Source organism: Chimaeribacter coloradensis, assembly GCF_002858715.1.
In the GTDB taxonomy this organism is placed as follows: Bacteria; Pseudomonadota; Gammaproteobacteria; order Enterobacterales; family Enterobacteriaceae; genus Chimaeribacter; species Chimaeribacter coloradensis.
Genome location: NZ_PJZH01000012.1, coordinates 87,914 through 102,269 on the forward strand (window position 1 = coordinate 87,914; position 14,356 = coordinate 102,269).

The 14,356-nt window shown below is 62.3% G+C and carries 6 protein-coding genes; all 6 read left to right on the forward strand.

The window, feature by feature from the left end; all coding sequences use genetic code 11:
* The 6 genes from bcsQ to CYR32_RS12935 all read left to right on the forward strand — a co-directional run bounded on the left by bcsQ (position 1) and on the right by CYR32_RS12935 (position 14,348).
* Positions 1-726 (forward strand): cellulose biosynthesis protein BcsQ, encoded by a 726-nt coding sequence (gene bcsQ / locus CYR32_RS12910; RefSeq protein ID WP_101824963.1) that lies wholly within the window; start codon positions 1-3, stop codon positions 724-726.
* Positions 723-3,347: a UDP-forming cellulose synthase catalytic subunit gene (bcsA, locus tag CYR32_RS12915; RefSeq protein WP_101824965.1), complete on the forward strand. Its 2,625-nt coding sequence runs from the start codon at positions 723-725 to the stop codon at positions 3,345-3,347. The genes bcsQ and bcsA overlap by 4 nt, the downstream gene beginning before the upstream one ends.
* A gap of 8 nt (positions 3,348-3,355) precedes the next feature.
* Positions 3,356-5,617 carry a cellulose biosynthesis cyclic di-GMP-binding regulatory protein BcsB gene (gene bcsB / locus CYR32_RS12920; protein ID WP_101824967.1) on the forward strand — a complete coding sequence of 754 codons (2,262 nt, stop codon included), beginning with the start codon at positions 3,356-3,358 and terminating at the stop codon, positions 5,615-5,617.
* A 2-nt stretch (positions 5,618-5,619) separates the two neighbouring features.
* Positions 5,620-9,123, forward strand: a complete 3,504-nt coding sequence (bcsC, locus tag CYR32_RS12925; RefSeq protein ID WP_420912835.1) for a cellulose synthase complex outer membrane protein BcsC — start codon at positions 5,620-5,622, stop codon at positions 9,121-9,123.
* Between the two features lie 1,936 nt (positions 9,124-11,059).
* A complete protein-coding gene (locus CYR32_RS12930) occupies positions 11,060-13,834 on the forward strand; it encodes a sigma-54-dependent transcriptional regulator (RefSeq protein ID WP_101824969.1) in 2,775 nt (924 codons plus the stop codon).
* Positions 13,835-13,925: 91 nt separating this feature from the next.
* On the forward strand, positions 13,926-14,348 hold the full coding sequence (locus CYR32_RS12935; RefSeq protein WP_101824971.1) for a PTS sugar transporter subunit IIA: 423 nt from the start codon (positions 13,926-13,928) through the stop codon (positions 14,346-14,348).
* Positions 14,349-14,356: the final 8 nt, after the last annotated feature.

Consider the following 14,356-nt stretch of genomic DNA (forward strand, 5'->3'; position numbering starts at 1 on the left):
ATGCCGGTGGTTGCCATTCAGGGGGTACGCGGCGGCGCAGGCGGCAGCGCGGTGACGGCCGGGCTGGCCTGGGCGCTGCATCAGCTGGCGGAGAGGGTGCTGGTGGTGGATCTCTCACCGGATAACCTGCTGCGCCTGCATTTTAATATGCCGTTCGGCGAGGCACGCGGCTGGGCGCAGGCGCAACAGGCCGGTCTGCCGTGGCAACAGGCGGCGATGCGCTACAGCGGCGGGGAGGGCGGGCAGACACCGCTCGATCTGCTGCCGTTCGGCCGCAGTGAAACCCACACGGTGCCGGGCGCGCTGCCGGAGGTGGCGGCGCTCTGCCGCGCTGGTCACTACCAATGGGTGCTGCTGGATCTGCCCGCCGGGCGGGAAAACCCATTGACCCTGCAGGCACTGGCGCAGGCAGACCGGCTGCTGCGGGTGGTCACGGCGGAAGGCAACTGCCACGCCCGCCTGCACCAGCAACCCGCCCCGGCAGGCAGCCTGCTGCTGGTGAACCAGTTCACGCCCGCCAGCCAGCTCCAGCAGGACATCCTGCTGCTCTGGCAGCAGAGCCTGCCGGGGCTGCTGCCGTTTGTCATTCACCGCGATGAGGCGGTCAACGAGGCGCTGGCCGCCAAACAGCCGGTCGGGGAGTACCGCGCGCACAGCCTGGCCGCCAAAGAGATGACGGTGCTGGCCAACTGGTGCCTGATCAACCTGAAGGGGGGCACAGCATGACGCCGCTGAGGCTGTTTTTAATGCCGCCGGTCAGGGCGGCGCTGCGTGCCCGTTACCAGGATTACCGCCGCCACCGCGCCGGGGCGCTCGCCAGCGGGCTGATGACCTTCTGGGTGGCGCTGGCGTGGCTGGTGCTGCGGCTGGAGTCCCCGGCGTGGCAGCCGGTACGCGCCCACCCGCGCCACTGGTTCCCGCACATCGCCCCCCATAAGCCGCGGCTGCTGGATGGCCTGCGCTACCTGTTGCAGGCGGGCTGGCTGCTGCTGACCCTGCCGGGGCGGCAGGTGCGCACCCCGCGCGAACGGCGGCTGGTACCGGCCTACACCCGCTGGCGGCAGCGGATGCTGGCGCGCCTTAACCAGCTCCCGGCACAGATGGGGGCCGCCAGCCTGGCAAGAAAAGCCCAGCGGCGCATCGGGCGCATGCCGCCGTTGCTGCGGCGGGTGCTCTATGTCACCACCTGTGCGGTGGCGCTGGTGCTGGCGTGGTTCTGCATCTCCCAGCCGTTCGGCCTGTTCGCCCAGTTCACCTTCGTGCTGCTGCTGTGGGGGATTGCGATGCTGGTGCGCAATATCCCCGGCCGGTTGCCGACCCTGATGCTGATTGTGCTGTCGCTGACCGTCTCCTGCCGTTACCTCTGGTGGCGCTATACCCAGACGCTGAACTGGGATGACTCGCTGAGCCTGATCTTCGGCCTGACGCTGCTGGTGGCAGAAACCTACGCCTGGGTGGTGCTGGTGCTCGGCTATTTCCAGACCATCTGGCCGCTGAACCGCAAACCCGCGCCGATGCCGGAGGACATCAGCACCTGGCCGCATGTGGATGTGATGGTGCCGACCTATAACGAGGATCTCAGCGTGGTGCGCTCCACCCTCTATGCGGCACTGGGGATGGACTGGCCCAAAGAGAAGCTGGAGGTGTGGCTGCTGGATGACGGCAACCGCCCGGCGTTCCGCGCCTTTGCCGAGGAGATCGGCGTGCGCTATGTCGCCCGGCCGACCCACGAACACGCCAAGGCGGGGAACATCAATAACGCCCTGAAACAGGCCACCGGCGATCTGGTGGCGATCTTCGACTGTGACCACGTGCCGACGCGCTCCTTCCTGCAGATGACCGTGGGCTGGTTCTTCAAAGACAAGAAGCTCAGCATCGTACAGACGCCGCACCACTTTTTCTCGCCCGACCCGTTTGAGCGCAACCTCGGCCGCTTCCGCCAGGCACCCAATGAGGGGGCGCTGTTCTATGGGCTGGTACAGGATGGTAACGACCTCTGGGACGCCACCTTCTTCTGCGGCTCCTGTGCGGTGATCCGCCGTAATGTGCTTAATGAGATTGGCGGCATCGCGGTAGAGACGGTCACCGAGGATGCGCACACCTCGCTGCGGATGCACCGCCACGGTTACACCTCCGCCTATATCCGCATCCCGCAGGCGGCCGGGCTGGCCACCGAGAGCCTCTCGTCCCACATCCGGCAGCGCATCCGCTGGGCGCGCGGCATGGTGCAGATTTTCCGGCTCGACAACCCGCTGTTCGGCAAAGGGCTGAAGCTTTCGCAACGGCTCTGCTACGTCAACGCCATGATGCACTTCCTCGCCGGGGTGCCGCGGCTGATTTTCCTGCTGGCCCCGCTGGCGTTCCTGCTGTTCCACGCCTACATCATCTACGCCCCGGCGCTGGCGATTGTGCTCTATGTCTTCCCGCATATGGTGCATGCCAGCCTCACCAACTCACGTATCCAGGGTAAGTTCCGCCACTCGTTCTGGAGCGAGATCTACGAGACGGTGCTCGCCTGGTATATCGCCCGGCCCACCACCGTGGCGCTGTTCCGCCCGCATGGCGGGGTGTTTGACGTCACCGCCAAGGGCGGGCTGGTGGAGGAGTCCTATGTGGACTGGAAGATCTCCCAGCCTTACCGGGTGCTGATGCTGCTGAACCTGCTGGGGCTGATTTTTGCCTTCTGGCGTTTCGGCTGGGGGCTGCCGGATGAGCGCTTCACCGTGCTGGTGAGCGTCGGCTGGGTTATCTACAACATGATTATCCTCGGCGGTGCCACGGCGGTGGCCTTTGAGGCGAAACAGGTGCGGCAGGCGCACCGCGTCGAGATCACCTTGCCCGCCGCGCTGATGCGCCCGGACGGCCATATGTTCGCCTGTACGCTGCGTGACTACTCCGAAGGGGGCGTGGGCGTTGAGGTGGAGGATGCCGCCGAGCACTTCCGCGCCGGGGAGAGTGTGCAGCTGTTGCTGCGGCGCGGCGACCAGGAGTTCATCTTCCCCTGTGTGATTACCCGCCAGTTTGGTAACCGCCTGGGGATGCATACCGATAACCTCACCGTGCAGCAGCAGATCGACTTTGTGCAGTGCACCTTCGCCCGCGCCGATACCTGGGTGATCCAGGGCGACAGCTTCCCGGAAGACCGGCCGCTCGCCAGCCTGCGTGAAGTGATGGCGCTGGGTATCCGCGGCTATCTGCGGATGGCGGAACACCTGCCGGCGTTTATCCGCCCGGTGGTGCAACTCTTTACCTCTGTTTTCGCCGGGCTGCTGTCACTGGCCCCGCGCGGCGTATCCACCCTTCCTGTGGCGCATGGGGCGCCACTGGCAGCGAACCCACCAAGATGATGACACCAATGATTAGACTATTGACCTGCTTTATTGCCGCCATGTTCAGCATGAATGCGATGGCCCAGCTCCCGGTGACACCGCTGACCGCACCGCCGGGGACCGCCACCCCGGAGACGCCGCCCGGCAGCCCCACCGCCCCGGTGCGTGATATGCACGTGGCCTTTCCCCAACTGGCACCGCCGCCCGGTACCTTTGTGCTGCGCGGCATCGCCCCTGAAGGGCAGATTGAGTTCGGCGTGCGCAGTGACGAGGTGGTGACGCAAGCCACCCTGAACCTCCAGTTTACGCCGTCGCCGTCGCTGATCCCGGTGGAGTCCCAGCTGAAGGTCTACCTGAATGACCAGCTGATGGGGGTCACGGCCATCAGCGCCGAGCAGCTCGGGAAACCTAATCAGGTGCAGTTGCCGATCGACCCGCGCTATATCACCGACTTTAACCGGCTGCGGCTGGTGTTTATCGGCCATTATCAGCATCTTTGTGAAAACCCGGCCAACAGCAGCCTGTGGGTGGACATCGGGAAAGGCAGCTCCCTGGATCTGCGTTACCAGAAACTGCCGGTGGATAACGATCTCTCCCATTTCCCGGAGCCGTTCTTCGACGCGCGTGATAACCAGCCGCTGACCCTGCCGATGGTGTTCGCCGGCCAGCCCGACCTGGGGATGCAGCAGGCCGCCGCGAAACTCGCCTCCTGGTTCGGTACCCAGGCGCAATGGCGCGGCCAGCACTTCCCGGTGCTCTATAACCAACTGCCCACACGCCATGCGGTGGTGTTCGCCACCAATGACCAACGGCCCGGCTTCCTGCGCGACCTGCCGCCGGTGAATGGGCCGACGGTAGAGATGATCTCCCACCCCGATAACCCCTATGTGAAGCTGCTGGTGGTGATGGGGCGTAACGATCAGGATCTGGTGCAGGCAGTCACCGGCATCGCCCAGGGGAATATCCTGTTCCGCGGGCCACAGGTGGCGGTGAACAAAGTCGAACAGCTTGCGCCGCGCCAGCCTTACGATGCGCCGTTCTGGGTGCGTACCGACCGGCCGATGACCTTCGGCGAGCTGAAAACCTACCCGGAACAGCTCCAGGCCGACGGGATCCAGCCTTACCCGATTGCGCTCAGCCTTAACCTGCCGCCGGATCTGTTCCTGATCCGCAGCTCCGGCATCACTATGCAGCTGAAATACCGCTATACGCCGCCGGAGCTGGCGAACACCTCGCGCCTCAGCGTGACCCTCAATAACCAGTTTGTGCGCGCCTTCAGCCTGCAGCCCAGCACCCGCGACAGTACCCAGCTGCTGCGCCTGCCGCTGCTTGGCCTCTCGGACGACGGGCAGAAGCTCTCTATCCCGGCGCTGAAACTCGGGGCGCTGAACCAGATGCGCTTTGACTTCGAATATGCCTCGCTGCTCTCCAGCAGCCGTACCGACCGCTGCGAGACCTTTACCACGGTGAATAACCATGTGGTGATCGACGACAGCTCCACCATCGACTTCTCCGGCTACCGCCACTTTATGTCGATGCCGGATCTGCGCGCCTTTATCAACGCCGGTTTCCCGTTCAGCCGTATGGCCGATCTTTCCGAGACGCTGGTGCTGGTGGCCCCGCAACCGCAGCCGGTACAGCTGACCGCGCTGCTTGATGCCCTGGGGCGCATCGGTTCGCAGACCGGCTACCCGGCGCTGGGGGTGACCCTCAGCGATGACTGGGCGAAGGCCAAACAAACGGACGCCGATATTCTGATGATTGGCACGCTGCCGACCGATCTGCGGGGCGATAAATCCCTGAGCCTGCTGATGGATGCAACCCAGAGTTCTGTCACCCAGCCGAGAAGGCAATCGCCGTTGCCGGACAGCAATACCCCGGCCGGTGACGCCCAGCCGACCAGCCGCACGACCATCACCGCCGCTGACCCGGTCGCGGCGCTGGTGGGGGTGCAGTCGCCTTACCATGAGCAGCGCAGCATCGTGGCGATTCTGGCGGATAACACCGCCGGGCAGGCGCTGATGAACGAGGCACTGCAGGACAGCGGTAAACGGGCGGCGATCAGCGGCTCGGTGGCGGTGGTGCGCGCCTCCGGCGTAAGCAGCCTGCGGGTGGGGGATGTCTACTTCGTCGGCCACCTGCCGTGGTGGGAGCAGGCGTGGAACCAGCTGGCGACCCATCCGGGCTGGCTGGCGGTGATGGCGGCCGTGCTGGTGGTGCTGGTGGCGTTGCTGCTGTGGCGCGCGCTGCGCCTGCTGAGCCGCCGTCGCGTGAACTCTGAGGAGTAACCATGCGGACTTCTTTTTTGCGGCCCTGTCTGCCGCTGGCCCTGAGCCTGACGCTGATGCCGCTGGCGCAGGCGGTAGAGCAGGCGGTCACGCCGCCTGCGGCCGGGGCCGTCTCCCCGGAGGCCTGGTTGCTGGATCAGGTGCGGCTGGGTGAGGCGACCTTTCAGGATGCGCTGGTGCAGCAGTCTTTGCACCGCCTGGAGCTGATGAGCCCCAATAACCCGCAGGTACTCGCCGCGCGCCTGCGGCTGGCGCTGCGCCAGGGCAATATCCCCCAGGCGCAGCAGCAGCTCGCCAGATTGCAACAGCTGGCCCCGGATGCCGTTATCACGCGGCAGTCTGCGGTGCTGGTCGGGCTGACCCAGCCGGCACAGCGCCAGCAGCTGCAACAGGCGCGGCTGCTGGCGACGGCGGGCAGGCTGGCGGAGGCGCGCGCCGCCTATGACGCCGCCTTCAACGGCCCGCCGCCGAGCACCGAGCTGGCGGTGGAGTACTGGCGACTGGTGGCGCGGCTGCCGCAACAGGCCCCGGCGGCGATCCGCGAACTCCAGACGCTCGACCGGCAGGCACCGGGCAACAGCCAGTTGCGTATTGCGCTGGCGCAGTTGCTGTTCAGCCAGAATCAGGAGGCAGAGGGCTACGCGATGTTGCAGAAGGCGGCGCAGGATGCCAATGCGCGCGACGCCGCCGGTGACATCTGGCTGACGCGGGTGAAACAGATGACGGTGACCCCGCAAAGCCTGGCGGCGCTGGACCGCTATCTCACGGTGTTTGACAGCGGCCCGGCTGCCGAAGCCGGGCAGAAGGAGCGGGCGCGGCAACAGACGATGCTGGCTGACCCCAACTACCAGGCACGGCTGCGCGGGCTGGCGCAGATTGAGGCCGGGGGCGGCAAAGAGGCGATTGCCGCCCTGGAGCAGGCGCTGCGCGCCAGCCCCAACGACAGCGACCTGTTGGGCGCGCTCGGCATGGCGTATGCGCGATCCGGCGACCGGGCGCGGGCAATCTCCTTGTTCGAGCAGGCGCAAAAAGTGGACACCAACGGCTTCGAGGGCAACCGCTGGGTCAGTCTGATTAATTCCAACCGCTACTGGCTGCTGATTGAGCAGGGCGACAAGGCGCTGAAGGCGAAAGATGTCGCCGCCGCCGAACGCGCCTACCAGCAGGCGGTACCGCTGGAGAAGGATGACCCCTACGCCACGCTGGGGCTGGGTGATGCCGCCGTGGCCCGTAATGACCCAACCGCGGCGGAGCGCTACTACCAGCAGGCGCGCCGCATCGACCCGGCCAACGAGGGGGCGGTGCGCGGGCTGGCCTCGCTTTATCAGCAGCAGTCCCCGGAGAAGGCGCTGGCGTTTATCAACGGCCTGCCCGCGGCCCAGCGCAAAGTGCTCGCAGAGACGCTCAACCGGCTCCAGGGCGATGTGCTGAGCGCCAAAGCGGACCAGCTCAACCAGCAGCAGAAGTGGCGCGAGGCAGCTGCTGCCTATGGCGAGGCGCGCCGTTACGCGCCGGACGACGTCTGGCTTGCCTACCGGCAGGCCGGGGCGCTGCGGCAGATCGGGCAGGGTGCTGCGGCAGACCGGCTGTTCCGCGATTTTATGGCGGCGCACCCGCCCGGCGAGCAGCAGAACTATGCGTACGCGCTCTACCTCTCCGGGCAGGATCAGGATGAGCAGGCGCTGGCGACCCTGAACCGGCTGCCGCGCGCCCAGTGGTCCCAGAACATGAAAGAACTTGAAGAGCGGCTGCGGCAGCAACAGGTGATGGACCGCGCCCTCGCATTGCGCGCGGCCGGCAAGCGCGCCGAGGCGGAGGCGCTGTTACGCAGCCAGCCGCGCCGGACGGCCATCGATCTCACCCTGGCGGACTGGGCGCTGGAAGAGGGCGACTACGCCGCCGCCCGCCGCGGCTACCAGGCGGTGCTCACTGCCGAGCCTGCCAGCCTCGACGCGCAACTGGGGCTGGCTGATGTGGCGGCCGCCCAAGGTGACACTGTCACGGCGCGCCGCCAGTTACAGCAACTGGAGAAGACGCCTGACAGCGCCTTAAGCCTTAACCAGCAGCGGCGCATCGCCGCCGCATGGCAGGCTGTGGGCGATCCACAGCGCGCCGCCCAACGGCTGGCCGCGATCAAACCGGCGGCACGGCAGGCGGGGCCGGGGCAGACCACGGCGCTGATCTTCCGCGACAGCGCCCGGCTTGAGCAGCAGCAGGGCGCGTATGACCAGGCGCGGGAGGATTATGCGCAGGCGATGGTCGCGGGCGGCATCACCCCCACGGTGCCGCAGGATAATGAGGAATACACCCGGCTGACGCGCAACCAGCCCACGGATGACTGGTTAAAACGCGGCATCCGCGCTGACGCGGCGGACGCCTACCGCCAGCAGGAGGTGACATTCACCCTCGACCATGACAACTCCATCTCCAGCGGTACGCCCGGCTACTCCGACTTCAGCGCCAACACCACCATGGTGCAGGCCGATATGCCGCTGGCTGACGGCCGCGCCTTCCTGCGCAGTGACTATGTGCGGATTAACGCAGGCACCTTTGAGACCAGCAACGGCAGTTACAGCGAAGATTTCGGCACCTGTTCCAGCGTCGCCTGTACCACCGATAAAAGCCAGACCGCCAACGGCGTCAGCCTGGCCGCCGGGTGGCGTAACGACCGCTGGAATGCTGACATCGGCACCACGCCGATGGGCTTTGAGGTGGTTGACTGGGTCGGCGGTGTCAGTTACAGCGGGGACTGGCGGCAGATTGGCTGGACGGCCACCGCTTCCCGCCGCCCGATCTCCAGCTCGCTGCTCTCCTACGCCGGCACCAAAGACCCGAATACCGGCACACGCTGGGGCGGGGTGCGCGCTACCGGTGTCAGCCTCAGCGGCAGTTACGATCAGGGCGGGGCGCACGGCGTCTGGAGTGACCTCAGCGCTCACCAGATCACCGGCAAAAACGTCGAGGACAACGAACGCGTGCGGCTGATGGCCGGTTACTACTACAAGCTGATCAACGAAGACAACCGCCGCGCCACCGTGGGCCTCAACAGCATGTGGTGGCATTACCAGAAAGACCTCAGCGGTTACTCGCTGGGCCAGGGCGGTTACTACAGCCCGCAGCACTATCTCTCGTTTGCGGTGCCGGTAAACTATCGCGAGCGTACGGAGAACTGGTCATGGCAGCTCGGCGGTTCGGTCTCCTGGTCCCGCTCAGGTACCGCCGACCAGCGCCGCTACCCGCTCGGCGGGCTGGTTCCCACCTCGTATACCAACCGGGATGATGTCAGCGAGGGCAGCAGCAGCAGCGGGTTTGGTTACACCTTGCAGGCGCTGCTTGAACGGCGGCTCACCAGCCACTGGACGCTGGGTGCCGGGGTCGATATCCAGCAGGCCGAGGATTACACCCCCAGCCATGTGCAGATCTATATCCGTTACTCCGCCGCCGGCTGGCAGGGCGATCTCGATCTCCCACCGCAGCCGCTGACGCCGTATGCGGATTTTAAATAACCCACGCCCGTTACATTAATCCCTATAAATGAATAAAGCAGAACCGTTAACCCGGCTCTGCTTTATTTTTTTGCGCGCGATAGAGGGTAGTGATCATTATCCATAGGCAGAGAGGAGGAGATTGTATGATGCGTGTTTCTTATCGCAGGGCAAAGGCGGGAGAATATAGTTAATACCTTAAAGACATGGCTAAACGCGCAAGGGAAATATCGCTTCTTCATCTCTTTGCCTATTTTTCTGGTAGTTCGGCCGTAGTGCGGTAATGGTCAGGCAGCTCTATGAGATGGCGATGTCAGCCATTGGGTCGTACAGGGTTATTGCCGTCATTTTTCTGTTTCTCTTCAGTAGCTAACGAAAATTCAAACAACACCATTCTGGGATTTTCATTTATAATGAAAGGGTTATCTGTCTGGCCGACAGATGCGGTCACGCACCGATTTTTAGTTACAACTTACAAGGCACTTCCAGCACTGATAACGTCGCTGGAAGCAAGGGGACCAAGAAACAACGTTATCGCGTTAAAAGCTAATCAGTAAAAAGAGGGCATGAGGGCGGCTATTATAAAGCCCAACCACCAAAAGAAAAAGCACAGGGCTAACTATAATAAGATAAACAGGAACGTCATCAGATAATTAAACAGGGAGAAGGCCGGGAATATAAAAATCTCAGCTGTAAATTCGTCTGGGGATAATACATGCCAAATCTGTGTACCATTAATCACGGTATTGAACAGGGCAGAAAAGACACACTAATGCAGGCGATAAAGCCAGGCAGGACATCACCGGCGTAAACATAGATATTATTCCGTTTACCTGACACGCCAATACCTGTCAGCAGGCAGGACGCGTTATCCAGGCTGCTTGTGTAAGAGGTCGCAAAGCCGCCTTGTTTTCAGCAGATTTAACATTCCATTATTCATTACAACATTCTGTTCACTTAAAACTTTAAAGGTGCCTTCGGCCAGCCTGAAACTTCTATATAAAAACGCATCCCTTTGTGAAAGCTAAACAGCGCAAAAAGCGGGCAGGGTGCGCGTAAAACCGGCAGGATCGGGCATAATCCAGCCTGATCTTGCTGATTCGCGTAGAAATACACCGCCATACACCGCGTTTTCAGGGTGATTTATACGTAATCTGCTGGGGATTGGGTGCCGGGCTGTGCCAGATTTCACGTAGCGCGATCAGTTTTCCGGTTGAGTATGTGCCTTTATGGCTTGGCCGGGGCATCGCGGTACCCACGTTCTGGTAAATCAGCATACCGGCGTAAGGTGGCTGGGATGCCTGATGGGATTGAGACCTGTGCCGTCGATAAACGGGCAGGCGGCGCAGAGGCAGGTGCACCGGGAATTGTCGCAGGATTGGTGTTCAGGGTGATGATCGTTTTAATAAGGCAATAAGGCAATAAGGCTATCGGGCCAATGTACCGGAACGGCACGCTGAACGAAGGTGCAGCGCGTAACCGGTAATTAAGGGAAGAATTAATCTGGTGCCGGTCATCACTATGAATCGTAAACCCGATGCGGGAAAGCACCGGCATCTGAAGGCGACGCCGTTATCAGCAATCAGCAGTGCAAAAACGTCACGGCCAGGTGCCGGAAACCGGGCGGACAGAAACCGGGACCAGCCCAGGGGAAAACGACATTATGCAGGATAAGCCTATGATGAGTAAGGCCAAACCCCCAGGGCTGCCGGAACCTTACCTAGGTTCATATAATGTATATTATGTTAAATTGCATAACGAGATCCCAGTTTAGTGTTGCTGTCGCGTCCTTATGCTCACTCTTTGATGGCCCGGGGCTTCTGACCTTCCCCCTCCTCACTTCCCTGCCCCTTTTGTGCGCCTGCCCGCAAAAAGAGAACTCTTCTGTCTGGCCTGCATGACGGGTACGCGTTTCACGGCATGATGTGCGCTTGATGCATCAACCCAAGGAGACCCCATGCGCAAAGATGATCTGCTGACCTTCCTGATGAACCAGACTGACTTCTTTAACCCCGCTGACCGCAGCGAGGTCTTTACCGCCGCGTACCTTGCCGCGCGCTTCGGGTTGCAGCGCAATACCGCCAGCCACTACCTGAACCAGTGCGTGGCCCAGGGTCTGGTGATCAAGGTGAACACCCGGCCGGTCTACTTCCTGCACCGTAAGGCGTTTGAGCAGCAGTTCTACCCGCTGTCGAAACAGGAATACGCCAGCATCGATGCGTTGCTGGCGGACAACCAGCAACCGCCGCCGCTGCCTGACCACTTTGCCCTGTTGACCGGCCATGACGGCTCGCTGAAAAAGCCGATCGAGCAGCTTAAAACGGCCCTGTTCTACCCGGACGGCGGCCTGCCGCTGCTGATCACCGGGGACAGCGGCACCGGCAAAAGTTATCTGGCGCAGCTGATGCACCAGTACGCCATCAGCCAGGCGCTGATCGAACCGGACGCGCCCTTCATTGCCTTTAACTGCGCGCAATATGCCAATAACCCGGAGCTGCTGGCGAGCAATCTGTTCGGCTACGTCAAAGGCGCGTTCACCGGCGCGCAAACGGACAAGCCCGGCGCGTTCGAAGCGGCTGACGGCGGGATCCTGTTTTTGGACGAGGTACACCGGTTACATGCCGAAGGCCAGGAGAAACTCTTTACCTGGCTCGACCGCGGGGAGATCTACCGGGTCGGTGAAACGGCCAGAGGCCACGCGGTCTCGGTCAGGCTGGTGTTCGCTACCACAGAGGAGATCCACAGCACCTTTCTGACCACCTTTATCCGCCGCATCCCGATTCAGGTCGTGCTGCCGGCGCTGGAGAGCCGCAGCCGCAAAGAAAAAGAGGCGCTGCTCCTGCAATTTTTCTGGCGGGAAGCGAAGAAAACCGCGCGCCGCCTGAGCCTCAGCCCACGGCTACTGTCGGTGATGACGCACGCGGTCTACCGCGGCAACGTCGGCGAGCTGGACAACGTGGTGAAATACAGCGTCGCCTCGGCGTTCGCGCGGCAGGCCGCGCATGACACCCTGCGGATCTCGATCCACGATCTGCCGGAAACGGTGATGGCACAGATCCCGGCGCTCACGGACAGCCTCACCGCCAACGCCCAGGATATTGAGCTGGATGCGCAAACCCACCTGCCCTGGCTGCTGCATCACCACGACCCCCTCGCCCTGCTGATTGGTGATACCCAACGCACGATCCTGACGCAGTTCAATCACTACCGCGCCGGGCACACCGGCTGGGACGACTGTGAAAAACGCATCGGCCATGAGATTGAAAACCTGTTTGACCGGCTGGTGTTTGACAACCGCGACCGCGACCACTCCCAGCTTTTGCTGCTGACCACCACGCAGGTGCGCGATGAGTTCTACCGGCTGGAGAAACGTTACCAGCTCCAGTTCAACGGCGACGGCATCTACGCCCTCGCCCACTACCTCACCCAGCACCACCACGAGGAGCCGGCCCCGGCGCAGGGGGAGTTGTGCCGCCAACTGGCCGCACAGCTTGGGCAAACCTACCCGCTGCTGACGCGTTTTGGCCAGGAGGTGCTGGCCTCGGTGGCGCGGCGGCTGGACATCCGCACCCAACCCATTGATTTGATTATTCTTGTTTGCTGGCTCAACAAACTCGGCGTGCAGCACAACGCCCTGGTGACGCGGGCGGTGATCCTGGCCCACGGATACGCCACGGCCAGCAGCATCGCCAACGTGGCCAACCGGCTGCTGAAGCAGAATGTGTTTGAGTCTTTTGATATGCCGCTGGATGTCATGCCGGAGGCGATCGCCCAGGAGGTCATGGCCTATCTGGAACATAACAGCCTGGCCGCCAACCTGCTGATCCTGGTGGATATGGGGTCACTCACCGACATTCACCGCTACTTTACCCGCTCGCTCTCCACGCCGGTGGCGATCATTAATAACGTCTCGACGCGCATGGCGCTCTATGTGGGCGAACGTATCCTCCGGGGCGACGCGCTGGAGGATATCGCCGCACAGGCCGCGGAGGATTTGCCGGTGGAGCAGCAGATCATCTGGCCAAGCCGCAACAAACCGCGGGCGATCATCACCACCTGCGCCACCGGTATCGGTGCGGCCACAAACCTGAGCGCCCTGCTGAAAGCGAGCATCCCGGCGGAACTGGCGATCGATGTGGTGGCCTACGAGGCCGATGCCCTGACCGACCCCGGCCGCCTCGCCTCACTGCTGGCGCGCTTTGAGGTGCTGGCGATCGTCGGCACGCTCGACCCGCACATCCCCGCCGTGCCCTGGCTCTCGCTGGAGTCGCTGCTGGCCGGGCAAGGCAGCGACACGGTGACGGCGATTTTCCGCGGCATCACCTCCCCGGCGGGCGTGGAGGAGATTAATAACCTGATTGTGAAAAACTTTTCCCTGCGGCGGGTGATCGAGTCAGTGACCATCCTCGACACCGGTAAAGTGATCAATCAGGTTGAGCAGTTCTTTGTGCGCTATGAACACCTGGCCGGCACCACGCTGCCGAATAACAAAAAAGTCGCGCTCTACATCCATATCAGCTGTCTGATTGAGCGCCTGATCCGGCAGGCGGCGATCCAGAGCCGGCCGGTGACGCGCGCCCAGTGTCAACGCCGCCACCTGATCCCGCTGCGGGACGCCTTTAGTGTCATTGAGAGCAGTTACAGTGTCAAAATCCCGGAGCCGGAGCTCTGTTACGTCCACGATATTCTCTATTCTGAAACAGAATTTCTCCATTACGATCAAGAGTTTTAACCCCGCCCGCCCCGCTGCGCCCCTGTCCGCCACTTTTTTTGGCATAGGGGTTGCACTCTCTTTACAGAGAACATTCACCACAGAGGTCGGGATGAAACGCCACTATATCGTTGCCAGCCACGGCACTTTTGCCGCCGGTATTGTTAACTCCGTCGAGCTGATATTAGGGAAACAGGAAAATATTCATACGCTGTGCGCTTATCTTGGGGAGGAAGAGGATCTCAGCGCACGTATTACCGCGATAATCTCCTCTTTTCCTGAGGAGGAGGAAGTGATCGCCCTGACCGATATTTTCGCCGGCAGTATCAATAATGAATTTATCCGCTTTATTCACCGCCCCCATTTCCATCTGCTGGCCGGGGTGAACCTGCCGCTTATTATTGACCTGCTGATTGCACCTCCGGAAGAAAATATGACTGCCCTGATTGAAGAAGCCCTGAATAATGCGCGGGAGAGCCTCCAGTATTGTAACCATACCCTTGCCGCCGCCCCGTTAACTGACAAAGATTTCTGATACGGAGA

Excerpts from the sequence above, each read along its gene's own strand:
- bcsQ (WP_101824963.1), top strand. The coding sequence starts at position 1 with ATGCCGGTGGTTGCCATTCAGGGGGTACGCGGCGGCGCAGGCGGCAGC.
- bcsA (WP_101824965.1), top strand. The coding sequence starts at position 723 with ATGACGCCGCTGAGGCTGTTTTTAATGCCGCCGGTCAGGGCGGCGCTG.
- bcsB (WP_101824967.1), top strand. The coding sequence starts at position 3,356 with ATGATTAGACTATTGACCTGCTTTATTGCCGCCATGTTCAGCATGAAT.
- bcsC (WP_420912835.1), top strand. The coding sequence starts at position 5,620 with ATGCGGACTTCTTTTTTGCGGCCCTGTCTGCCGCTGGCCCTGAGCCTG.
- CYR32_RS12930 (WP_101824969.1), top strand. The coding sequence starts at position 11,060 with ATGCGCAAAGATGATCTGCTGACCTTCCTGATGAACCAGACTGACTTC.
- CYR32_RS12935 (WP_101824971.1), top strand. The coding sequence starts at position 13,926 with ATGAAACGCCACTATATCGTTGCCAGCCACGGCACTTTTGCCGCCGGT.